The following is a 22243-nucleotide window of genomic DNA, read 5'->3' as shown; positions in this document are numbered from 1 at the left end:
CCTGACCATCGACATGGCCCCGGCAGCCGCGAAGTAGCGGTTGCCTTCCTCAGCCCCCGCCGCATTGCGGTCGGGGGCTTTTTCACGCCTGCGTGCGGTGAATCCACGCCCGTGGCGTTTGAGGGCTGCCAGGCTGAGGAATATGGGACTTGGAGGAACCTCACGCCCGTGCGACGCGCGCTTGCCTCTTTGCTGGCCTGCCTCCTCGCCTCGTCCGGGCAGGGGTGCCAGGGGATGGCGCCGCCCGTGAGCGTCCAGGCGCCTGGAACGGCCACGCTGGTGTTGCGTTTGCCGACTGCTCCGCGGACCCTGCAAGGCATTGCCCCCACGCGGCGGGCCCGCATCGTGGTCGAAGCGCGCGACATTCTCGCCCCCTTGTCTCAGGACGTCGACCTGGCAGCCGCCAACCCGATCGCGTCGATCACCCAGGTGCCGCTCGGGCGGGTGCGCGTGGTCACCCTGAATTACCTCGATGCTGCGGGGGCGGTCGTGCCCGGCTTGAGTTACGGGGGCTATACGGACGTGAATGCTGGGGTGAATCGGCTGGCCATCAGCGACCTGACGACCGTCTACAGCCAGATCTATCTGTACTGGCTCAATCGTCTGGCGCAAACCGCTGCCTCCAACCTGGAGCCGTCCAACCTGGAGTGGGTCGTCAATCAGGTGCTGACGACCTACAATCCGGCCTCCCCGCGCATGCTGAACGTGGAAGCGATCGCCGCGGCCCTGGAAAACGTCACGTCGAAGAACCTGCCGACGCCGAACCCGTCCTGGGTCAAGAAGCCCGGTTACGTGATGGTGCGCGTCATGGATGCGCCGGAGGACATTCCCCTGGAGTTTCGCATCGATGACCCGATCTCGGCCCCGGTCGTGTCGACCCGCGGAGAACCCGTCCTGATCGGGCCGCTTGCGCCCAGTTCCAAGGATTACAAGTTGCGGGTGACGCCCTTGACCGATCAGGCCGGCCCGGACTTCACCGGCGTCAGCTTTGCCGTCAGCTTCAGTGACGAGCTGGCCGTGCCCTTCTATCCGAGCGTCAGCCTGGCCAAGAGCGGCCACGGGGATGCTCTTCCGGGACGTGTCGGCGGGGGGCTGGGGGTGGGCCTCGATAACGAGGAGGCCATGTTCATCATCGGGGGGCTGGCCCAACCGAAGGTTGATCCGGTCAGCATCGATCCGGATACCCCTTCGCCCGTGGTGGCCCGCGCGACCCACGCGCTCCAGTACACGCGCGCGGCCAAATGGGTCAATGCGAACCCCTTGCCCAGCCAGTTTCCCCTGTGGGGCAGCGGGGTGGTGCGCACCGGCAATCAGGTGTTCGTATTTGGCGGACAGCGTAACGGGGTGGGGTCCTCCGGGGTGTTTCGCCTGGACCTCAACAACCCGACGGGGCAGGCGGATCAGGTGGCGACGATGCCGGCGCGCCTGTCCGAGGTGGGGGCCGGAATGGTCGGCGGCAAGATCTATATCGGAGGTGGCGCGGCCACCGAGGTCAAGCAGGCGGGCGGCGACATTGATGTCCCGTTCCTGCACAACCTGGTGTTCAATCCGACCACGCTGGCCTTCGAGGCCCCCAGGCTTAACCAGATCACCGCCGAGACGGCGCTGCTGAGCCAGGCCAGTGCGGTGCTGGATGGGCGCTGGTACCTGATCGGCGGGTATCTCGGCAACACGCCCAGTGCGGAGGTTCGCGTGTTCGACGGCACCGGCTGGTCGACCAAGCGGGCCATGCCCACGCCCCGTTCGCACGCCGCGGCGGTCGCGCTGGGGGGCAAGCTGTGGGTGATCGGCGGCGAGGGCCGCTTCAGTGTGCCCTCTCGTTCGGTGGAGGTCTACGACCCGGCCAACGACACCTGGACCATCCGGGCCCCGCTGAGAACGCCCCGTGGTCTGCCGGCCGCGGCCGTGGTCAAGACCACCGCCGGCCAGCAGCGGATCGTGGTGGCGGGGGGCGTGGCCGGGGTCGACGCGGATGATCTGGGTCTTCCGGTGCCTGCGGATGCGGTCGAGGAACTGATCCCATGACGCGGCCCTGGCTTCTGATCCTCGTATTCGCTTTGCTGACGGGCTGTTTCGGGGGCGCTCCCACCGAACCGGAAGCCCAGGAGATCGCGACAGCCAAGAAGCGGCCGACCACGAAGGCCAAGTCGACGGCAGGGGGGCCGAGCTACGCCACTGCAGATGATGCGTCGGGTGAACGCTTTGACTCCAGCCTTGGCGAGCCCGGCAAGGACAAGGCGGCCTCCGCCCCCATTCCCACCCCGACCCCGCCGAATGGCGTGACGGCGCAAGCCGGCCTGGTGGACTCGGGCATTCAGATCCATTTTGAGGAACTGTCCGGGCGTTGGGCCATCCGCCCGTCGCTCAACCGGGCCCGCATGGGCCACGCCGCGGGGGGCCTGTCGGATCGCCTGATCGTGGCAGAAGGGGACCATCGTCCCTCCTTCGAGGAGTTGCTCCCTGGTGGTGAGGCCTGGCGCCTCGACGATACCTATGACCTGAGCTGGGGTTTGAAAACCGACCGGCTGGCCCGCGACCAGGGCCTGAACCTCGTGACCGCTGGGGTGCAAAAGAGCTTCGACGAGCTGTGGGTGACCGGCGGCATGGCCGGTTCCCTGGACCCGACCGGCCGACTCGGCTCGGCCCTCTTCTACCTGTATCGGGGCCGGGGATTCAGCCGGGCCCGCACCGTCGAAACCGGCTCTTTCACGCTCGGAACCCTGCGGTACGCCGCGGCCGGGGGCGTGGTGGGGAGCGAGTTCGTGGTGGTCGGAGGCTCCAACAAGCAGGGCACGGTCCTCAACAAAACCGAGATTGTCGATATTGCCGGCACGCCGAAGGCCAACAATCGCATCGGAGCCCCGATGCCCTGGCCCGAAGGGGAGGCGGTGGCCTCCGGGGTGGCGGGGGCGGCTTCGGCCACGGCGGAGAATCAACTCTTCGTGGTCGGGGGCTATGTGGTCGTGAACGGCCGCCCGGTGGTGCAAAAAGCCGTACACTCTTACAACGTCAAGATCGATGCCTGGACGCGGCTGCCGGATTTGCCCAAGGAGGTCCACGGCGCGGCAGCGGCCGTGATGGACGATACCCTCTACGTCGTGGGTGGCTTCGATTCGAAAGGCGTGCCGCAAGGGGCGTTCTATGCCTATCCGCTGACCACCGGTGATCGCTGGTTGACCCCGCCGGCCATGCCGACCGCGCGCGGCATGCTGACCTTGACCCCATTCCGAGGAATGTTGTGGGCGATCGGGGGCGTGGGGGCCAACCGGCGGGCGCTGCAGACGGTGGAGGTGTACAGGCCATGAACGTGCTGGGTCACCTTCGCCCCCCCGTGGCCGCGCTGGCGTTGACGGCCACGCTGCTGGTGGGCTGTGTCGCGCCCGAGGGGTCGCGCCCGCCCTCTGGTTCGGCTGGGAGCTCCTTCGACGCCCTCCCGGCTGCGTCCGGACTGGCCCCCGCCATTCCCGCGCCAGGCGTGCCGGAGTGGCGCGGTGATTCGGCGGTCCCGCTGGCGCCCCCCGTCCCGTCGCTGGAACCGCCGCGTTTCGTCCCGGATGAGTTGCTGGTTTCCCTGAATGCCGGCGTGGAGACGCGCACGTTCCTGAAACAGCCTGACCTGGATGGCTTCCGGTTGCTCGACGAGCTGGCGCTGGGAGCGCGGCGCGTGCTGCACCTGCGGCTTCCGGAGACACGCTCCCTCACCAGCGCCCGCGAACAGCTGAGCCGCTTGCCTGGGGTGGCCTATGTGGAATTGAATCTGCTGTCGCGCCCTGCGCTGGTTCCCAATGACCCGATGTACGGGGACCAATGGGCCCATCAGCCGCAGTTCGGCGACACCGAGGGGGCCTGGGACCTGCTGGGGGATGCCCCCGCCAGCAAGGTGATCGTGGCCGTGATCGACACCGGCATCGACGGCTTGCACGAGGAATTTCAGGCCGATCCCGGGGCGAGCCGCGTGTATGGGGGCCGCAACGTCTCCACCCAGCGGGCGGGCCAGGCGGTCGATCCGGACATCTGGGCTCAGAACCTGTTTGACGAGTCGGGCCATGGCACGCTGGTGGCCGGCATCATCGGGGCGGCTGGCAACAATGGCAAGGGCGTCGCCGGCGTGTCCTGGGGCTGCCGGATCATGCCGATCAAGGCCGCCAACTACAATGAACTGGGGGAGTTCGATTTCAAGCTTTTCGACATCATCCGGGGCATCGTGTGGGCTTTGAACTACGATGACACCGTCTACGGCGCGCGCGTGCGGGTGATCAATCTGAGTCTGGGCGCCAACCTCGGGCGCGTCAGCCCGATCTATCAAGACGCCGTCAATCTGGCCCGGCGCAAAGGGGTGCTGGTGATCGCCGCCTCCGGTAACTTCGGGGCCCCGGTGGTCGGGGCGCCGGCCAACACGCCGGGCGTGATCGCGGTGGGCGCCACCGCCCAACATGTCAATACCGAGTTCGTGGCCCACTATTCCAATTACGGCCCGCGCCTCGACCTGGTGGCCCCTGGCAGCTCGATCCGGGTGGTGCTGCCGGGGCATGAGTCCCAGGTTGGCACGCGCGGCGGGGTGAGCCTGACGAATTACGGCTTTGCCTCCGGAACCTCCGAGGCCGCTCCCTATGTGGCCGGGGTGGCGGCCCTGGTGTTCGCCAAGTATGACCGCGACAACACCTCGCTGGGCTCGCTTGGCAGCGCGATCGAGATGGTGGATCAGGTGCGCACCCATCTCTTGATGTCCGTGGACGATTTCGGCACGCCGGGCTGGGATCCCAGCTGGGGGTACGGCCGCATCAACGCCCGCAAGGCGCTTTCCGAGGCGACTTTGCGTCCCTTCGACACCCGCCTGGGCCGCAAGCCCGTGGTATACTGAGCACGCCGTTTCGAGGCGGCTCCGGGGCGTTTGGCAGAGTGGTCGATTGCGTTCGTCTTGAAAACGAATGAGGTCTAAAAAGCCTCCGAGGGTTCGAATCCCTCAGCGCCCGCTACAATTTCCGCATTGAGGTCTGGCGGTCCTGGCCCGCACTCCCGTGAGAGGCAGCGGCCTGAAGCGCCTATCGGAGCCAGCCGTGAACCATCACCCTCAACTCGACGCCCTGCGCGCCCACCTGGCCGCCCAGGCGGGCCGCCTGACCGAGGCGGATGCGCCGCTGGCGCTGGCGGTGCTGCACGAGTATCTCGATCAAGGGGCGGCCCTTGATCGCGCCCTGCGCGCCGACGTGGCCCAGTTTCGCCCGGCCGACGAGATCGGGCGCTTGCTGTGCTGGCTGTTCGTGGTCACCATCGACGCGGCGACCCACTCGGGCCGGGAGGGCGCGCTGGCCGCCCACGCGGCTTCCGGTCAGCCGCTGGCGGCAGAGGCCGCGGACCTTCATCGCCGGCTGACGGACCCCGCCTTTCTGGCTGCGCGTGGGGCGCGGCCGGTGGTGACAAATCGGGCCGACGGGCGAGGCTGTCCCACCCCCTGAACCTCTCGGGTGTGCGAGGCCCCCATCAGACGGTCAGAAATTGCGTCTCGACATCGGCCACATGGGCCTCGAACTGGTGATGTTCCAGCCAGTCGATCGCCTTGGACAGCACCCGGTTGGCGTGGGCCTGTTCGTTGGCGCACAGCACGAGGCCCAGCGTGGCGGCCTCCGTGTCATCGAGGCTGTCGACCTCGGCAGCCATGACCGCGAACTGGTTCATCAGTTTTTGCACGATCGGCTTCACGATCGACCGCTTGTCCTTCAGCGAGCCGATATCCGTGAGTTCCAGTTCAACGCGCGCGATCCCGACGATCATGGGGCAGTCTCTCTTCTTCCGGGAGTCCGCTGCCTGACTTGCCCCTCCCGTCGCTCGGCAGGGGGTTCCAATTTGCTCGCCGGGCGTGCTTTCATGGAACCATGACGACGACTGAAAATTCGCTCTCCCATCACTTGATCGAGTTGGAAGACCGCTACGGCGCGCACAATTATCATCCGCTCGGAATCGTGATCTCCGAGGCGAAGGGCGCCTGGGTCACGGACGTGGCCGGCCGGCGCTATCTGGATTGTCTGTCGGCCTATTCGGCGGTGAACCAGGGGCACGCCCATCCGCACATCCTGGAGGCGATGATGCGCCAGGCGCAGCGGGTCACCCTGACCTCGCGGGCCTTTCACAACGACCAGTTGGGACGCTTCTACGAGCGCCTGACGCGCCTGACCGGTTTGCCCCGGGCCCTGCCCATGAATTCGGGGGCCGAGGCCGTGGAAACCGCCCTCAAGGCCGCCCGCAAGTGGGCCTATCAGGTCAAGGGCGTGCCCGAGGGCCAGGCCGAGATCATTGTCTGTGAGGGGAACTTCCACGGCCGCACCATCTCGATCGTCAGCTTCTCGACCGAACCCCAGTACCGGGCCGGCTTTGGTCCGTTCACCCCCGGTTTCAAGGTGATTCCCTACGGCGATGCCGAGGCCCTGCGGGCGGCGATCGGTCCCAACACGGCGGCCGTGTCGCTGGAGCCGATTCAGGGCGAGGCCGGCATCATCGTGCCACCGGATGGCTACCTGCGCGAGGTCGAGGCGATCTGTCGGGCCAACAACGTGTTGCTGATGCTCGACGAGATCCAGACGGGGCTCGGACGCACGGGCAAGACCTTCTGCTTCCAGCATGAAGGCATCATGCCCGACGTGCTGGTGCTGGGCAAGGCGCTGTCGGGCGGTTTCTATCCCGTGTCCGCCATGCTGGCCCGTGAGGACGTCATGGGCGTGTTTCATCCGGGCGACCATGGCTCCACCTTCGGGGGCAATCCGCTGGGGTGCGCCGTGGCGATCGCCGCGCTGGAAGTGCTGGAGCAGGAACACCTCGCCGACCGGGCGGCCGAACTGGGCGAGAAGGCCTTCGCCCGGCTGCGCGCGATGCAAAGCCCCCACGTGGTCGAGGTGCGCGGCAAGGGTTTGATGATCGGCATCGAGCTCAACACGGCGGCCCGGCCCTATTGCGAGGCGCTCTGGGCTCGTGGGGTGCTGTGCAAGGAGACGCACCACAAGGTGATCCGCTTCGCGCCGCCGCTGGTCATCTCCGAGGCGGACCTGATGTGGGCAATCGACCAGCTGATCGATACGTTGGCCGGGCCCGACGAGGCCGATGCGCCCTGAGCCTCGCGCGAAGGACCTCGCTGCCGACACCGCGGGGGAGGCTGCCGGGTCGGCGCTGAGTGACCCCGCTGGAGCAGGCCTGACGTCGCCGCTGGGCCCGCCCGGCTGGTGGCACTTGGAATCAGATTGGGTGTTTCTCAATCATGGTTCCTTCGGGGCTTGCCCCTCGCCGGTGCTCGCCGAACAGTCTGTCTGGCGCGAGCGCATGGAGCGCCAGCCCTTGCGCTTCCTGGGCCGGGAACTGGAGGGTCTGCTCGATCAGGCGCGGGGGGCGCTGGCGGCCTTCGTGGGCGCGGATCCGGCTGGGCTCGTCTTCGTGGCCAATGCCACGACCGGCGTGGCCACGGTGGTGGCCTGCTTGCGCCTGACGCCGGGCGATGAGCTGCTGACCACGACCCACGTCTATCCGGCGGTGCGGCACGTGTTGCGCCGCGCAGCTGAGCGCAGCGGGGCGAGGCTGGTGGAGGTGCCGCTGCCCTTTCCGCTGACGGAGGCCGAGGCGATCACCCAGGCGGTGCTGCAGGGCGTCACGCCGCGCACCCGCCTCGCCGTGCTGGACCATCTCACCAGCCCGACCGCCTTGCGCTTCCCGTTGGAATCACTGGTGCCGGCCCTGCGCGCGCGCGGGGTGGAGACGCTGGTCGACGGGGCCCATGCCCCGGGCCAGATTCCGCTCGACCTGACGGCCCTCGGCGCCGCCTACTATGTGGGCAACTGCCACAAGTGGCTGGGGGCGCCCAAGGGGGCGGCTTTTCTCTCGGTCCGCCCTGATTGCGAGGCCGGCATCGTGCCGCTGGTGGCCAGTCGCGGAGCTTACTCTCCGCGCACCGACCGCCCCCGCCTGCATCTGGAGTTCGACTGGGTGGGCACCACCGACCCCACCGCGGTGCTGAGCATCCCGGCTGCTCTGGCCGCCCACGCCAGCCTGCTGCCTGGCGGCTGGCCGGCCCTGATGGAACGCAATCACCGGCTGGCCCTGGCGGCTCAGGCCGTGATGGCGGAGGCCTTGGGCTTGCCCGATGGTCCGCCGGCCGCTCTGCTGGGGGCCATGGCGGCGCTGCCGCTGCCGCCAGACCCCACCCCTCTGGCGGCCCAGGCGCCCTTTCACTCGGTCTTGCAGACGGACTTGCTGGCGGCGGGCTTCGAGGTGCCGCTGTTTCATCACCCGGCCCATCCGGAGCGCGTGATTCGCGTCTCGGCCTTTGCTTACAACCACCTGGCCCAGTACCGTGCCCTGGCCGCGGCGCTGCTTGACATGGTGTGTTAATAGCTTGTTAAAAAAGGCAACAGGGGCTGCGTGGGTGGGGATAATGCTGGCGGTGCGGCCGCTGGATGCCGCCGGCAAGGGCCGTTGCCCGCTTCGTGCGGGGCTTCCGTCAGGGGGAGTTCGATCGTGCAAGCCACCCACCGGGTTCGCCAGGGCGAAAGCCTCTACGCCATCGCCAGGAAGCACCACACGACGGTCGAGGCCCTGCAGGCGGCCAACGGCATCGCCGATCCGAACCTGATCCAGGCCGGCGCCACCCTGCGCATCGTGCCGCCGCCGACGGCCGCTGTCGCTGTGGCGCCTGATCAGGCGACGCTCGAGCGGCCGCGCGGGAACGCCCTGTCCCAGCTCGGTTTGCCGGCTGGCCCCCCCACGCAGGCTTCGCCGCCGCTGCCGGACACCGACGCGCGCCCGGCGCAACCGCCGAGCGTGGCCGCCGGGGCTCGAGCGCCGGCGCAGGCCGATGCGGCCGAGGAAACCCAGGCCAACCTGTCGCCCGCCGACAAGGAGGCCCTGGTGCGGGCGATCGCCGCGGAGGCGCGTGGCGAAACGCCGGCCGTCTGGGCTGCCATGGCGCAGACGATCATCAACTACGCGCGTTTCAAGGGCGAGTCGATCCCGCAGCTGGTGCGTTCCAGCTACCTGAGCTCCAATCACGATGGCAACCGCGTCTACTACCAGATGCCGCTCGATCGGATTCCCAACCGCGAGGGCATCGAGGCTGCGGTGGAACAGGGGGCCCGCGGGGATTCCGCGGTCGGGGAGAAGCACATTTTCTTTCACGACACCTCGATCTCGACGCCGTGGTACGGCACCCAGCCGGTGCGTCTTGGGCGGATGGTGTTCTATGCGCCCAAGCCGGGTGTGCAGGTTTGAACGCGACGACCACCAGGCGCGGCGCCAGGTAGTTAATTCTTCGTTAACTGCCGCAAGAGTTTGGGTTTAGCTCCCGAAAACGATCCTGTCCAGCCACTTCGTCATTCGGGACCAACACGCATGCCGCAGCCGCTCTTCAAGTCTGCTCTTGACTCTTCAACTGGCGCGATGGCTCCCCTCCCTCGCGTGACGAATGCTGCGGAGGCTCTGCCGCTGGCCTTTCCGGCGCCTGTCCTGGGCCAGGATGCCTTGATGCTGTCGTTGACTTCCCGGCCGGAAGCTGAGGCGCCCCAGACCGAGGCCACCGGCGGCAGTTTGCGCGGCTTGACGCCCCCGGAGCGGGAGGCGCTCATCCGCGCGGTGGCCGCCGAGGCACGAGGGGAATCGCCCGCCGTGTGGGCGGGCGTGGCGCAGACGATCATCAACTACGCGCGGGTCAACGGGCAGTCGATCCCGCGCCTGGTACGTAGCAGTTACCTCAGCTCCAATTACGATGGCAATCGGCGCTACTTCACGATGCCGCTGGGCCAGATCCCTAACCTGGATGGCATTCAGGCCGCCGTGGATGCTGCTGCCGAGGGGCGTTCACCGGTCGGTTCGCGCCGGATTCACTTCCACGACATCAGCATCACCATGCCGTGGTTCGGCAAGCCCAGTTCAGCCCTGCGGATGGGGCGCATGGTGTTTTTCGAGGCCCGCTGAACCGCCCGTCACCAAAGGTGGTCAACGGGCCCGTGGCGTGGCGGTCCTCGCGCTGCCTCGGGCGGGCGGCAGCGTCTGGCAGTGGGGACACAGGTGGGTGCCGCGCTGGGCCACGACGCAACGGATCAGTGCGGTGTGGCAGCGACCGCAAGGGGCTCCGGTGCGGCCATAGACCAGAAAGTGGTCCTGGTTCTCGCCCGATTCTCCGGTGCCCGTTCGGTAGTCGCGCAAGGTGCTGCCGCGCAGGCGGATGGCCTTGTCCAGCACGAACCTGATCGCCTCGTGGAGCCGCTGCACCTCGTTCGCGCGGAGGCTGTCTGCCGGGCGCTCCGGATGCAACTGGCTGTGCCAGAGGGCTTCATCGGCGTAGATGTTGCCGATGCCTGCGATCAGGCTCTGGTCCAGCAGCAGGGGCTTGATACGGGTGGTGCGCCCGCGCAGGATGCCCTTCAGGCAGGCCGGCGTGAAGGCGTCCGCAAGCGGTTCAGGGCCGTGGGCCGCGTCCAGTGCGGCGAGACCAGCCGCATCGAGCAGCCGCATCCGGCCGAACTTGCGCACGTCTCGGAAGTGCAGCGTGCGGCCATCCGAGAGGGCCAAAACCAGACGCGTGTGGGCGTCCACGCGTTCTTCCGGTCGAGGCACGAACAGGCTGCCCGACATGCGCAGGTGCACGGCCAGCGTCAGGCCGCCGGACAGCTCGAGCAGCAGCCACTTGGCGCGACGCGAGACGCGCTGGATCACCTGACCCTTGATCGCGGCGCCGAAGCCTTCCGGATCAAGCGGGGCGATCAGGCGGGGCCAGTCGAGGTGCTGGAGCGCGGCGATGCGGGCGCCGCCGACGTGAGCCGCCAGATCGCGGGCCGCCGTTTCAACTTCGGGCAGTTCCGGCATCAAGGCCTCCTCCAGCTGGGCGTTGCGCTCATCATAGCCGGGCCCTGGCCCGCGCGTCACGCGCTGAGCCCGTGGCTTTGCCTGGTCTCATTTACCATTTCTTAATACAATATTAAGTAAGTTTTCAATTGAGCGGGGCGATAAGACCTCGGAACCCTGCTTGGAGGCACCCATGGCCCTGCACCGATTCCGCGGAGCGACCGCCCTTGTCAGCAGCTTTCTGCTGCTGGGCGTCTTGCTGGTGTCGGGCTGCGGCCGCACGCCGGCCAACCCGCTCGGGCCCGATGAGCCGGAACCCGGCCCGCAGGAACCGGCTCCCAGCGAGGCGCCCGGTGAACCGGCGCTACCCTTGCCCGCGCCTTTTCCGCCAGGAGGCGCGCAGCCGGCCCCTCCCGCCCCCGTGGCGCCCAAACCACCCGCGTCCGGCAATCCGCGTCCGGCGCTGCGCCCCTTGCCCAAACCGACCTCCACGCCACCGGTCAAGGCCGGAGCCGGCGCGCCAGCGCCTGATCCGGGTGCGCAGATGGGGGAATTCATCGAGCTCCTCGGCAGGTTCGGCTACGATCCCGGCGCGCGTGACATCCAGAACGTGCGCATGCAGGTGGCGGTGGTCAACCGGGTGCCGGCGGCCCGCTTTCACTGGGTCGAGAGCCCCACGCTGGGGCTGACTTACGGCAAACGGGTCAAGGATTTCCCCAAGCCGATCTCTTACCAGCAGTGGAAGGCTGACGGCCTGGAACTGGCCCGGCGCAATCAGGGCATCGCCTACTACGTCGGCCGACGGGCGCTTTACCGCGACATTCTGCGCGATCGTTACAACGACACCGGTTCGGATGCCGAGCTGGTCTTCTACAAGCGCCTGGTGCGCACCCAGTTCTTCGTCTCCTACCGCGCGGATGGCCAGATCGACGACTACGGCTACTTCCCGGTGGATGATTGGCGCAATTTCCTGCCCGTTCCGGGCGCGTTCTGGCAGTAGGAGGCCGGCGTGCGATCGCTTCACGTGTGGCGCCTGAGCCTCCTGACATGCGGGCTGACCGCCCTGACCGCCGCTTGCGGTTTGCCTCAAACGGGCCTGGACGGCGCGCGGGCCAAGGGGCGCGGCACGTTGGCGGCTCAGTCGGTGTGGGAACCGCCCACGGTGCTGGAAGATTTCGACAGCACGGCCAATCAATATGACCATTACGGACCGGTCAGCCATCCCTTCTTCGATCCGCTTGAGTTCACGCCCCTGAAACCGAGCGCAGCCGGTTCGACCGTGCTGGAGATTCTGGGGGCCAATCGCCCCAAACCCCGCAAGGGCTTCCTGTTCACGGCGGATGTCGAGGACGCCGGGGCGCTGGTGCGCGAGGTCAACGAGAAACCCGTGATGGCCGAGCAGGTCAAGGTCGGCTTCAAGTGGGCCAACAACGGGGCGCCCACCACGGACCCCTGCCTGTACGCGCAGGTGGTCTTCGTCTTCGACTCCAAGCGCCTCGGACGGCGCGGCTTGGGCTACGTCTGGAGCAATCGCCATTGTCCCGGAGCGGTCCTGACGGGCCAGCTGGGCAACGGTGAGGGCGCCCTGCCGCTGCGCCTGATCTGTCTGGCGCAGGGCGTGGGGCTGGGGCAACCCTGCGGGGAGGCGGCCCTGAACAAGATGAGCTTGACGGCGGTCGAGCGGGATTTTGCCGCGGACGTGCGCTGGGCTTTCTCGGAGTCGACGCCGGCCGGCGAGATCGGCATCGTGGCGGATCGCGGGCCCGGTGGCTGTGAACCGGCCCGGGTCCAGCCCCCGCGGGTGTTCACCAGCCAGTCCAACGCCGATCTGACGGGCATCATCGGCCTGGCCTTTGGCGCCGAACTGGCCAAGGGAATTTGTTCCCACGCGATCGTCGATGACGTCTGGGTTCAGAAGGCATGGCCGCGCTGATGGCTGGCGCCTGGCCGTTCGGACGCGGCTCCGCGGGCGTCACCGTGGGGCTGGCGGTGCTGGCCGCCGGGTGTGGCACCTGGGGGTTTCAGGCCGAACTGCTGGTGCGCGTGGTCGATGCCCGCACGGGGCAGGCGGTCAGTGGCGCGCTGGTGGAGGCCGATCTGCAGGAGCGTCGCACCGGGCCCAGCGGACAGGCGCGCTTCACGCTCAAGCCGGCCGCCTATGATGTGGCCGTGACCCATCCTGCCTATCAAGCGCTGGTGACGGACGTGATGCTGGCGCCGAACGCGGTCCTGGCGCGCACGGTGGGCCTTGAACCGCGCTCCCCGGGGGCCAGCCCGGCACCCCCCTCGCCGGGGGCCTCGCCGCTGCCGTCCGGGCCCCCCCCGGCCACGCCCGGGAGCGACGTCAGCGTGTCAGGGCGAGTGACCGATCCGAGTGGCAACCGGTTGCCGAATGCCGACCTGCTGGTCGAATCCGCCTGGGGCATTCCGCTCGGCCAGGCGCGCACCAACGCGCAGGGTGAATTCCGGGTGGCCCAGCTGCCCAGAGGGGAGACGATCAAGCTGACGGTGATCGCGACCGGGTTCCGCTCGGTGACGCGTACGGCGCGCCTGGAAGGCGACTGGCGGCTGGACTTCACCGGCATGTACGCGCTGCGCCCCGACCAGCCGGCCCCGGCTCAGCCGGGAGGCCCCGCGACGGTCCAGATCGATGGGGCGGTGGAAGATGCGGCGGGAGTGGCCGTGGATGGTGCTTTCGTGCGCGCCGAGTCGGACAACGTCCGTTACCCCTTCACGGCGATCGCCCTGACGCGCTACGGCCATTTCGAGTTCAAGGCGCCGGCTGACATTCCGATCCGCTTCACCGCCACCAAGCCGGGCTACCGCCCGGTCACCTTTCTCGAGCGTCTGACCTGGGTGCCCGGGGCCGGCCCGCTGCGGCTCGACTTCACCGGCGGGCGCGCCCTGGTGCCACAACGCACGCCGTGAATTTTCGCTGCGGACGCAAGTTGGCGCTTGCCGTCGGCGATAGGAATTAAGAAGAAGTAAAGCTTAGATAAGGTTTCATTGAAGAGGTCCCTGGTGATGGCAGTTTCACGCGGAGTCGGTGTGCGCTTTGGAATCTCGCTGACGCTGTTGGCCACGTTGCTGGCCACGGGGTGCGGACAGGCGGCGCGCGTGGGCGGGCTCGGCCTGGGCGCAGATGGCCTGAGCCCCCGGCGCAGCGGCTACGCCGTGCGCTTCCAGCCGCGCCCGATGGTGCGGCAGCTGCGCGAGCCCTTGCCCGGCACCGGGCGCCGCGTGGGCGTGCTGGACGATGATGCGCCGCCCGCGGAAGAGCCTGCCCCGGTGGTGCCGCGCGGCGATCAACCTGCCCCCACGGCCCCCGGGCTTCGTCCCTTGCCCAAGCCCACGCCCACGGCCCCGCCCAGACCCCCTGCGCCGCCGCGGGAGCCGGATGAGGTCGATGGCCTGCTGACCTTGTTGCAGAATTTCGGCTACAACGGCGATCGCGCCAAGATGGTCCGCTCCCTGCAAGCCTGCATGTTCACCTATCCCGTTCACTCCCCGCAGTCCCCGGGCGGCTGGGACAAGCATATCAACCCCCGCGAGCACTACGATTGGTGGAAGAAGACCCTGCCGCCCGATGAAACGGGCTCCTTCAATGACTACATGCAGCAGTCGCTGCTGATCGCGCAGAACAAGTTCGACGTGGTGTATTACATCTGGTTGTCGAAGCAGTACAACCCGGAGCAGATGAAGCGCGAGGGGCGCACCTCGCCCTTTGTCGATCTCAACGAGCAACTGCCCGTGGTCAAGGGCATCGCGGGCGGCGGCTGGCTCGTGCAGCTGGCCCCCAACGGCACGATCCACGACTACCTCAAGATCCCGGAACAGTACCTGCGCGATTACAACCACCTGGTCATGATTCCGGAGTCCCTGTACTTTTAAGCCATGAGTGACGATCTGCAGCAGGCCAGCTCCTTCCGTCCCGCGGCTCCCGCCGGGGAGGTCACAGGCCTTGAGCGGCTTGCCGCGGGCGTGGCCCACGGCGCGCCCTTTCTGGGGGTACCGCTGCTCGCGCCCTTCTTGATCTGGTTGCTCTTCCCGTTGCTGCGGCCCTCGCCCTATGTGCGCCATCAGGCGATGCAGGCGGTGCTGTTCCACCTGTTCGCCGTGATTCTGCTGACGCCCCTGTGGGCGGCTGCGATGGCGCTCTGGTACGTGATCCTGATCGGCTGGCCGTTTGCCTTGCCGTTGACCATCCTGGCCGGTGTGGTCTCACTCTGGATGGGCTGGGTGGTCCTGGTGGCGACCTGGAAGGCGTTACACGGCGAGGCCTATCGCATGCCGGTGGTGGGGGGCTTCACGCGGGTCGACTGACCCGCGCGGCTTCACGCATCCAGGCGTCCGAGCACCAGGGCGGCGGCCGCCCCGACGGCCCCTAGAATCTCCCGTGCCTCCAGGCCCTCTCCGGTCACCAGGGCGACGCCCCAGACGGGGGCCGCGGGGGATTCAGCCAGCGGAATGGCCAGGGTGGCCGCCCCCTGCTCTCTGACTTCGCGGGATTCCATCGCTGAGATGCACAGGGCCGTGTCCACCTGGTCGGCATGGAAGGGAATCTCCCCGGCCCCCCGCGAGCGGGCACCGTAAGGGGACAGGGCCTGATCCAGCACGAAGACGCGCGTGGCCCCGGGCGCGAGCGCGAACAACGCGTCGGCAATCGCCACGGCGATCGCCTGCTCCTGCTGGGCTTGTAACAGCTTCGGCCACATCCCGTTCAGGACCTGGGCCTCGCGCAGCGCCAGCGCCAGGGCGGCCATTTCCTCTGCCGGTGCGGTCACCTTGGGCAGCAGGTACTGCGCCTCAGTCAGCAGCGTTTCCAGCCGCTTGGCAATCGCTGGTGGAGATTCGTCATCCTGGGCCAGCAGGCCCTGCATGGCACGCTCGACCCGTTCAACGTCGATCGCCAACTTCTCGGCTCCCAGCGACAGGGCCGTGCGGCGGGCCTGTTCCAGCCAGCCAGCAGCCTCGGAACGCGCACCTGCCTCGATCGCGATCTGGCCCAGTTGCAGCGCGGCCTGGGCCACCAGAAACTGGTTGGGTTGCGCCATGACGGCCCGCAGATCCTGGCGGGCCCGCTCGCGATCGCCCGTGCGGGCCGCCAGCACGCCAGCCAGGTAGGTCCGACGCCCGGCCCAGTCGACCCGGTTGGCCGCCTTCACGCTGCTGGCGGCTTGCTGCAGCAGCTGGGTCGCTTCGGGCAGCAGGCCGACATGGAGCAACGCTTCCACGTTGGCCAGCTGGATGCGAGCCAGGCTCACGGGCGGGGTGGTGGCAGGCACCCGGCGCAGCGCTTCGGCCGCCAGCGCCAGCCCGGCTTCGGTGTCGCCGGCGCCGGTGCGCAGCAATCCCTCCAGGGCCTGGGCCTCACAGGCCCCCACCAGCTCCTGGCGAGCTTCGGCCCGTTTGCGGGCCTCGCTGGCCAGTTCGCGGGCTCGCTCCCCCTCGCCCAGCGCGCGGCACACCAGGGCGGCCTGGATGCCGGCCTGCACCATGGCAGCCACCTCGTGAAGCTCCTCGGCCAGGGTCAGGGCCCGCGTGGCGGTCTGCCTGGCGAACTGAACCTCGCCCCGGGCCATCTCCGCCTCGCCCAGGCGCAGCAGGGCCTGCACCAGGCGGGGGCGATCGCCCTCGCTCTCGAACAACGCGCTGGCCTGCTGCAGCAGGGCCACGCCTTCCCCCTGGCGTTCGCGCGGGCCGACGGCCAGCACGGAGCCGAGCGACAGCAGGGCGATCGCGCGGGGCAGCTGAGCCGCCTCCGAGGCTCCCCCCAGCGCCGCTTCACCACTTTCCACGGCGGCGTCGAAGCGCCCGAGCGCGTTTAAGGAGTCGGTCACGCCGGCGAGGGCCAGCGAGAATCCATCCATGTCCCCGCGGCTCTGGGCCGTGTCGGCCGCTTCCCGCCAGGCCAGACTGGCGTCTTCGTGGACATTCAGCTGCGCGTACACGCGGGCCAGCGCCATCAGGCCGCTCACGCGCTCGTGAGGGGGCAGCACCCCGCGCGCCTCCCGCAGGCAGGTCAGGGCGGCCGAGAGGTCATCTGCCTGACGATGCGCTTCGCCGAGCGAGGCCAGGTAGGCGCCGCGCATCGGGTGCTCGGCCTCCAGCATCACCAGGCCTTCCTCGAGGATCGTGCGGGCGGTTTCGCTGGCGCCCAGGGTCAGGATCTGCCGGGCGGCCGCGAGCGTGAGCGGGGCGGCCACCTCAGGGCGTTCCGCTCGCATGGCGTGCAGGGCTCCGCTCAGCGGATCCAGCACCAGGCGCCCGTCGACGAAGGCATCGACGAGCGTGCGGTGCAGGCTGACCTGGCGCTCGGGCGGCAGGGCCCGGGCGTACATGGTGGCGAAATCCGGGTGCGTGAAGGCATAGCCACCCTGAACACGTGTCAGGATACCGGCGCGCAGCAAGGCGTCCAGGCCGGTGGCCAGCACCTCCACCTCGGGCACCAGCGCCTCCAGACAGGCGGGGCGAATCAGGGGACCGAGCAGGGCCGCGGCCCCACCGACGGCCCAGGCGTGCCCGTCGAGCGCACTGCCGCGGCGCCAGGCGAGCGCACTGACCGTCTCGGGCCAGTCGGCCGGAACCGGGATGTCGCAGGAGGTGGCCCCCACCCGGATCTCGCCCGCGTCACGCCACAAGCTGATCAGGGTTCGCACGAACCAGGGCTGTCCGGCGGCAGCCGCCGCCAGCGTCGTCAGATCGCCTTCCCGGACGGCAGGCGCGGGCAGCATGGCCTTGGCCAGCGAGAGCAATTCATCGGCGCCGAACGGCGTGATCTCGACGCTCGGCCAGGGAAGTTCGCTGACCCGGCCGGGGGCCCCGGCCACCAGCCAGACGATCGGTGCATCCCCCAGGCGTCGCACCAGCGCGACAAGCATGGCCCGACTGGCCTCGTCGGCTTCATCCCAGTCATCGAGCAGCACCACGAGCCCCGGCGAGGCCACCCCGGTGATCAGTTCCAGCAACGCGCTGCAGAGGCGTCGCCAGAGCAGTTCGCTGCTGAGCGGGCTCTCCGGCGCTGGGCTGACCTCCGCCTCTGCCGGCCAGCTGGCATTCGGTGGCGGGGCCATCAGCGGCGCGAGTCGCAGCCGGCAGCGTTCGAGCAGGGACCCCTGGCGCTCCTGGGCGATCGCGCTGAGCGTTTTCAACGCCTCTCGCCACGGGGACAGGGGCCAGGCCTGAGGCCCCAGGCCACGCAGTCGCACCACGGCATGCTTGTTGCGCAGGGACATGGCCGCCGTCAACGACAGCAAGGTCGACTTGCCCCAGCCGGGCGGGGCTTCCAGCCGCCGCACCGCCCCTTGTCCGTTCGATAGGTTGGTGAGCAGCCGTTCGATCGGCACCATGGCGGCGACGCGCGGTTGGGTCGGGGGGAGCAGGAAGGGGGCCTTTTGGGGCAGACGCACCAGTCCGCTGCCCTTGGTCTCCAGCTCGATCAGGGCGGTCTGCGCGTCGGGCAGCCGGTCGGCCGGCTGGCGAGACAGCAGGCGACGTCCGAGCGCCGCCAGCGGGTCGGCCACCAGGTCGAGCAGATCCAGCTCACCGGGCATTTCCCCGGTCAACCAGAAATGAATCAGGGCCCCCACGCTGTACAGGTCGGCCCGAGCATCCAGAGGCAGTCCGGCTTCGTGTTCCGGGGAGCGGTAACCGATCGGGCCAGGCCGCCGGGCCGCTTGCCCCATCGGGGTCATGTTGCCGTAGCCGACCAGCACGATGCCGGCTTCGGTGCGTCGCAGCTGGGCCGGCTCCAGGGCCGCGTGGACCCAGCCGTGGCGGTGGATCGCCACCAGCGCCTCGAGCAGCTGTTTGACGCAGGCAGCGACCTCGTTGGGCTGTACCAGGGTGGCCGGGGGGCCTTCGGCGTAGCCCATGGTGTAGAAGGGACGCTCGGCCAGGTTGCTGCCGTCCGAGTACAGGCGCACCAATCTGGGGCCACGTAGCTGGGCCACGCGCCAGGCCTCGAGCTTGAACTCGTGGCGCGCCTCCGGGTCGTTCGCCCGGTCATCCGGCAGGCGCTTCAACACGAGCGGCATCCCGTCCTGATCCTGCACGAGGAGCAAGTAGGGCCCGAGGGGGCGAACAGGCGTGAAGCGATCCGCAGTGTGAACCATCGCCGCCATTCTACAACGAGTGGCGCGCCGCAAACCGTGTTGCAGGAACCAAGACCGGCTGATCGCCTTCTGGCGTCTGGTGCGGGTCGGATGCTATGATGAGCCGGTTTTGCGCTGGTCTGCGCGTGTCGGGCGATGTGGCCCTTCGCGAGGCGCGCCGCTCGAGGGGGAGTCCGTGTTCAAGAAGATTCTCATCGCCAACCGTGGCGAGATCGCGGTGCGCATTCTGGCGGCCTGCCGCAAGCTGGGCGTGGCCGCCGTGACCGTTCACTCCGAGGCCGATGCCCGGGCCGCCCACGTGCTGCAAGCCGAAGAAAGCGTGCTGCTCGGTCCGGCGCCGGTGGTGCAGAGTTACCTGCGCATCGATCGCCTGCTCGAGATCGCCCAGCAAACGGGCTGCGACGCGGTGCACCCCGGCTATGGCCTGTTGTCCGAAAATGCTGACTTTGCACGCCGCTGTGCCGAGGCTGGCCTGACCTTTATCGGGCCTTCGCCCGAGGTCATCGCCGCGATGGGCTCCAAGACGGCCGCCCGTGAGGCCATGGCAGCCCACGGGTTGCCCGTGGTACCGGGCTCCAACGGGGCCGCGGCCGACCTGGCCGAAGCGGAACGCATCGCGGCCGAGCTCGGCTACCCCGTGATGCTCAAGGCGGCGGCGGGTGGCGGTGGCATCGGCATGCAGGCCCTGCATGATCCGGCGGAACTGGAAAAGGCCTGGAAGATGGCCACGGCCCGGGCCAAGGCTTACTTCGGTGACGACACGATGTACGTCGAGAAGCTGATCGTGCAACCCCGGCACATCGAGGTGCAGGTCTTGGCGGACCATCACGGCCATGTCGTGCACCTGTTCGAGCGTGACTGCTCCGTGCAACGCCGCCACCAGAAGGTGGTCGAGGAAGCGCCAGCGCCCTTGCTGCCCGCTGACGTGCGGGCCCGCATGGGCGCGGCGGCCGTCGCGGCCGCCAAGGCCATCGGCTACACCAACGCGGGGACGTTCGAATTTCTGGTCGATGCCCAGCATCAGTTCTATTTCCTGGAAATGAACACCCGCATTCAGGTGGAGCACCCTGTCACCGAACTGGTGACGGGCACCGACCTGGTTGCCTGCCAGATTCGGGTCGCGGCGGGTGAAACCCTGCCCTTCACCCAGGACGACCTGCGCTGCACGGGCCACGCCATCGAGGCCCGCCTGTACGCGGAAGACCCGAAAACCTTCATGCCGGCGCCTGGCCAGATCACCGAGCTGGAATGGCCAACGGATGAGGCGGTCCGGATCGACACCTGGATTGCTGGTGACACGCTGGTCACTCCCCATTACGACCCGATGCTCGCCAAGATCGTCGTGCACGGCGATACGCGCGAGGAGGCCATCGCGCGGTTGAGGCAAGCCTTGGAGGCCACCCGCTTGTCGGGCATCAAGACCAACCTGCCGGCATTGCTCGATATTCTCGCGCACGAAGAATTCCGCGCGGGGCGCCACAGCACCGATTTCGTCCCATCCCGCCTGCAGGCCGCCGCGGCCAAGTGATCAAGGAGGTAACGCGCATGTCCCCTTCCATCAATGCCAACATGGCCGGCACCGTGCTGGAAGTGCTGGTGAAGCCGGGTGATGCCGTGAGCGAGGGAATGGACGTGGTCTGCATCGAGTCGATGAAGATGCAGATGTTCATCCCGGCCGAAATGGATGGCACGGTCAAAGAGGTCAAGATCGATACGGGCGACTTCGTCAACGAAGGGGACGCCCTGATCATCCTGGAGTAGGCGGTTTCCGATGTTCCAGGCGCTGCCGTCGCACGCGACGGTTGTGGAGGTGGGCCCACGCGATGGGCTCCAGAGCGAGCCCGAGGTGGTCCCGACGGCCGTCAAGGTGGCTCTGATCGAGCGGCTGGCGGCGGCGGGGCTGCGGCACATCGAGATCACTTCCTTCGTGAATCCCAAGTGGGTGCCTCAGCTGGCCGATGCCATGCAGGTGGCCACCACTGTCGCGCGTCGTCCCGACTGCATCTACAGCGCGCTGGTTCCCAACATGCGCGGGCTCGAGTCCGCCCTTGAGGCCCGCGTCGACGAGGTCGTGATTTTCGCGGCGGCCAGTGAAACGTTTTCCCGCAAGAACACCAACCGCGAGGTGGCGGCGGCCCTGGCGGCCTATGCCGAAGTGGCGGCGGCGTCGCTGGCCGCAGGCAAGCGCGTGCGGGCCTATGTCTCGACCGCATGGGGCTGCCCTTACGAGGGGGCGATCGCCCCGGCCAAGGTGTGTGAAGTCGCGCAGGCCCTGGTGGCCATGGGGGCCTATCAGGTCTCGATCGGGGACACGATCGGGGTGGCCACGCCCGCGCAAGTCCAGTCCCTGCTGGCCTTGCTGCTCGACAAGCTTTCGGAACCCCAACTCGCACTGCACTTTCACGACACGCGCGGCATGGGCATGGCCAACGTGGTGGCCGGTCTCGACATGGGAATCCGCACCTTCGACAGCTCGGTCGGGGGCCTGGGGGGCTGTCCCTACGCCCCTGGGGCGACCGGCAACATCGCCACCGATGACCTGGTCTACATGCTCGACGAGATGGGCATCGCCACCGGGGTGAGCTTGCCCACGGTGATGGAGGCCAGCCGGATGATGATGGACGTCCTCGGCCGGGACTTGCCCAGCCGCTATTTCCGGGCGCAACTGGCAGGCGAAGCCCGCTGTGGCGGCGCTTGAGCGAAACGCGCATGCCGCCGTCGGAGCCTGAGCTGCCCCCCGTGGATCCCACCGCGCCGCCCGTGCCGCGCCCCGTCGGCGGTCGCTGGACCCGCTGCGACTTTTGCGGCCACCAGATGCTGGATCTCCACTGCAAGCTCAAATGCGAGCGCTGCGGCTTCGTGCGCGATTGCTCCGACCCCTGAATGCTGGGCCTGCGTTGCGGTGTGAACCGGGCGGTCCAACGCTTGCTGGGGTGAGGGGCGGGCTTACTTGACCCTCACCTCAGGAGCTGTCTGCTATTTTTTATTGCCGCCAGTTTGATTGCCCTTGCCGTTGCTTCCGCCGCTCGGGTTGCCCCCACCGTTGCTGGTTTGGGAATTTCCCCCGCCGTTAGCGGGCTGATTGCCCGGGCCACTGGCCACACCATTGCTGGCTTGGGAATTGCCCCCGGCGTTGCCGGTCTGGTTGCTCAGGCCATTGGCCACGCCGTTGCTGGCTTGGGAATTGCCCCCGCCGTTGCCGGTCTGATTGCTCTGACCATTGGCCACCCCATTGCCGGGTTGGGGGTTGGCCACGACGTTGCTGGTCTGGTTGTTCAGGCCATTGGCCACCCCATTGCCGGGTTGGGAGT

General features: G+C 68.3%; 20 protein-coding genes and 1 tRNA gene. 17 read left to right on the top strand and 4 right to left on the bottom strand.

Annotated elements, in window-relative coordinates:
• The 5 genes from VKP62_01810 to VKP62_01790 form a co-directional block, all read left to right on the top strand.
• The coding region (locus VKP62_01810) for a kelch repeat-containing protein (protein MEB3195914.1) at window positions 1-2025 on the top strand (2025 nt) is incomplete at its 5' end.
• A complete protein-coding gene (locus tag VKP62_01805) occupies window positions 2022-3305 on the top strand; it encodes a hypothetical protein (GenBank protein MEB3195913.1) in 1284 nt (427 codons plus the stop codon). The genes VKP62_01810 and VKP62_01805, both read left to right, overlap by 4 nt.
• Window positions 3302-4861, top strand: coding sequence for a S8 family serine peptidase (locus tag VKP62_01800; GenBank protein MEB3195912.1), 1560 nt, complete (start codon window positions 3302-3304; stop codon window positions 4859-4861). Before VKP62_01805 ends, VKP62_01800 begins: the two co-directional genes overlap by 4 nt.
• A 24-nt stretch (window positions 4862-4885) precedes the next feature.
• Window positions 4886-4973: transfer RNA gene (locus VKP62_01795), tRNA-Ser, on the top strand.
• Window positions 4974-5057: 84 nt separating this feature from the next.
• Complete coding sequence (locus VKP62_01790; GenBank protein ID MEB3195911.1) at window positions 5058-5456, top strand: hypothetical protein; 399 nt, start codon at window positions 5058-5060, stop codon at window positions 5454-5456.
• 25 nt (window positions 5457-5481) lie between these two features.
• Here the strand turns inward: VKP62_01790 and VKP62_01785 are convergent, their stop codons facing one another.
• Window positions 5482-5772 carry a DUF503 domain-containing protein gene (locus VKP62_01785; protein MEB3195910.1) on the bottom strand — a complete coding sequence of 97 codons (291 nt, stop codon included), beginning with the start codon at window positions 5770-5772 and terminating at the stop codon, window positions 5482-5484.
• Between the two features lie 101 nt (window positions 5773-5873).
• On the opposite strand from VKP62_01785, the gene rocD reads away from it, so the two are divergent.
• From rocD to VKP62_01765, 4 genes are all read left to right on the top strand, one after another.
• Window positions 5874-7103: an ornithine--oxo-acid transaminase gene (rocD, locus tag VKP62_01780; GenBank protein MEB3195909.1), complete on the top strand. Its 1230-nt coding sequence runs from the start codon at window positions 5874-5876 to the stop codon at window positions 7101-7103.
• 130 nt (window positions 7104-7233) lie between these two features.
• Entirely contained in the window at window positions 7234-8370 is a 1137-nt protein-coding gene (locus tag VKP62_01775; protein ID MEB3195908.1) for an aminotransferase class V-fold PLP-dependent enzyme, read from the top strand.
• Between the two features lie 126 nt (window positions 8371-8496).
• Window positions 8497-9246 (top strand): LysM peptidoglycan-binding domain-containing protein, encoded by a 750-nt coding sequence (locus VKP62_01770; protein ID MEB3195907.1) that lies wholly within the window; start codon window positions 8497-8499, stop codon window positions 9244-9246.
• Window positions 9247-9498: 252 nt separating this feature from the next.
• A complete protein-coding gene (locus tag VKP62_01765) occupies window positions 9499-9948 on the top strand; it encodes a hypothetical protein (protein MEB3195906.1) in 450 nt (149 codons plus the stop codon).
• 21 nt (window positions 9949-9969) lie between these two features.
• Here the strand turns inward: VKP62_01765 and mutM are convergent, their stop codons facing one another.
• The gene (mutM, locus tag VKP62_01760) at window positions 9970-10839 is read right to left on the bottom strand and encodes a bifunctional DNA-formamidopyrimidine glycosylase/DNA-(apurinic or apyrimidinic site) lyase (GenBank protein ID MEB3195905.1); all 870 of its coding nucleotides are present in this window, start codon (window positions 10837-10839) and stop codon (window positions 9970-9972) included.
• A 172-nt stretch (window positions 10840-11011) separates the two neighbouring features.
• On the opposite strand from mutM, the gene VKP62_01755 reads away from it, so the two are divergent.
• The 5 genes from VKP62_01755 (at window position 11012) to VKP62_01735 (ending at window position 15141) form a co-directional block, all read left to right on the top strand.
• Window positions 11012-11818, top strand: coding sequence for a hypothetical protein (locus VKP62_01755; GenBank protein MEB3195904.1), 807 nt, complete (start codon window positions 11012-11014; stop codon window positions 11816-11818).
• A gap of 9 nt (window positions 11819-11827) precedes the next feature.
• Window positions 11828-12751, top strand: a complete 924-nt coding sequence (locus VKP62_01750) for a hypothetical protein (GenBank protein ID MEB3195903.1) — start codon at window positions 11828-11830, stop codon at window positions 12749-12751.
• Window positions 12739-13746: a carboxypeptidase-like regulatory domain-containing protein gene (locus tag VKP62_01745; protein MEB3195902.1), complete on the top strand. Its 1008-nt coding sequence runs from the start codon at window positions 12739-12741 to the stop codon at window positions 13744-13746. The genes VKP62_01750 and VKP62_01745 overlap by 13 nt, the downstream gene beginning before the upstream one ends.
• A gap of 96 nt (window positions 13747-13842) precedes the next feature.
• Window positions 13843-14709, top strand: coding sequence for a hypothetical protein (locus VKP62_01740; GenBank protein ID MEB3195901.1), 867 nt, complete (start codon window positions 13843-13845; stop codon window positions 14707-14709).
• A 3-nt stretch (window positions 14710-14712) separates the two neighbouring features.
• Window positions 14713-15141: a DUF4870 domain-containing protein gene (locus VKP62_01735; GenBank protein ID MEB3195900.1), complete on the top strand. Its 429-nt coding sequence runs from the start codon at window positions 14713-14715 to the stop codon at window positions 15139-15141.
• Window positions 15142-15152: 11 nt separating this feature from the next.
• Here VKP62_01735 and VKP62_01730 read toward each other — a convergent pair whose 3' ends face one another.
• Window positions 15153-18932, bottom strand: coding sequence for an AAA family ATPase (locus VKP62_01730; GenBank protein ID MEB3195899.1), 3780 nt, complete (start codon window positions 18930-18932; stop codon window positions 15153-15155).
• Between the two features lie 175 nt (window positions 18933-19107).
• On the opposite strand from VKP62_01730, the gene VKP62_01725 reads away from it, so the two are divergent.
• The 3 genes from VKP62_01725 to VKP62_01715 are packed head-to-tail and all read left to right on the top strand — an operon-like array spanning window position 19108 to window position 21630.
• Window positions 19108-20460 carry an acetyl-CoA carboxylase biotin carboxylase subunit gene (locus VKP62_01725; protein MEB3195898.1) on the top strand — a complete coding sequence of 451 codons (1353 nt, stop codon included), beginning with the start codon at window positions 19108-19110 and terminating at the stop codon, window positions 20458-20460.
• 17 nt (window positions 20461-20477) lie between these two features.
• Window positions 20478-20693: a biotin/lipoyl-containing protein gene (locus VKP62_01720; protein MEB3195897.1), complete on the top strand. Its 216-nt coding sequence runs from the start codon at window positions 20478-20480 to the stop codon at window positions 20691-20693.
• A gap of 10 nt (window positions 20694-20703) precedes the next feature.
• Window positions 20704-21630 (top strand): hydroxymethylglutaryl-CoA lyase, encoded by a 927-nt coding sequence (locus tag VKP62_01715; GenBank protein MEB3195896.1) that lies wholly within the window; start codon window positions 20704-20706, stop codon window positions 21628-21630.
• 278 nt (window positions 21631-21908) lie between these two features.
• On the opposite strand, the gene VKP62_01710 is transcribed toward VKP62_01715, so the two are convergent.
• Window positions 21909-22243: penicillin-binding protein (locus VKP62_01710; GenBank protein ID MEB3195895.1), on the bottom strand; the 335-nt coding region annotated here is incomplete at its 5' end.

Source organism: Candidatus Sericytochromatia bacterium (assembly GCA_035285325.1).
In the GTDB taxonomy this organism is placed as follows: Bacteria; Cyanobacteriota; Sericytochromatia; order S15B-MN24; family JAQBPE01; genus JAYKJB01.
This window is presented reverse-complemented; position numbering and strand designations above follow the sequence as displayed.

What these genes read in the sequence shown, in the direction of transcription:
- VKP62_01745 (MEB3195902.1), top strand. Translation starts at nt 12,739, where the DNA reads ATGGCCGCGCTGATGGCTGGCGCCTGGCCGTTCGGACGCGGCTCCGCG.
- VKP62_01765 (MEB3195906.1), top strand. Translation starts at nt 9,499, where the DNA reads ATGCTGTCGTTGACTTCCCGGCCGGAAGCTGAGGCGCCCCAGACCGAG.
- mutM (MEB3195905.1), bottom strand. Translation starts at nt 10,839, where the DNA reads ATGCCGGAACTGCCCGAAGTTGAAACGGCGGCCCGCGATCTGGCGGCT.
- VKP62_01755 (MEB3195904.1), top strand. Translation starts at nt 11,012, where the DNA reads ATGGCCCTGCACCGATTCCGCGGAGCGACCGCCCTTGTCAGCAGCTTT.
- VKP62_01730 (MEB3195899.1), bottom strand. Translation starts at nt 18,932, where the DNA reads ATGGTTCACACTGCGGATCGCTTCACGCCTGTTCGCCCCCTCGGGCCC.
- VKP62_01740 (MEB3195901.1), top strand. Translation starts at nt 13,843, where the DNA reads ATGGCAGTTTCACGCGGAGTCGGTGTGCGCTTTGGAATCTCGCTGACG.
- rocD (MEB3195909.1), top strand. Translation starts at nt 5,874, where the DNA reads ATGACGACGACTGAAAATTCGCTCTCCCATCACTTGATCGAGTTGGAA.
- VKP62_01800 (MEB3195912.1), top strand. Translation starts at nt 3,302, where the DNA reads ATGAACGTGCTGGGTCACCTTCGCCCCCCCGTGGCCGCGCTGGCGTTG.
- VKP62_01720 (MEB3195897.1), top strand. Translation starts at nt 20,478, where the DNA reads ATGTCCCCTTCCATCAATGCCAACATGGCCGGCACCGTGCTGGAAGTG.
- VKP62_01785 (MEB3195910.1), bottom strand. Translation starts at nt 5,772, where the DNA reads ATGATCGTCGGGATCGCGCGCGTTGAACTGGAACTCACGGATATCGGC.
- VKP62_01715 (MEB3195896.1), top strand. Translation starts at nt 20,704, where the DNA reads ATGTTCCAGGCGCTGCCGTCGCACGCGACGGTTGTGGAGGTGGGCCCA.
- VKP62_01735 (MEB3195900.1), top strand. Translation starts at nt 14,713, where the DNA reads ATGAGTGACGATCTGCAGCAGGCCAGCTCCTTCCGTCCCGCGGCTCCC.
- VKP62_01805 (MEB3195913.1), top strand. Translation starts at nt 2,022, where the DNA reads ATGACGCGGCCCTGGCTTCTGATCCTCGTATTCGCTTTGCTGACGGGC.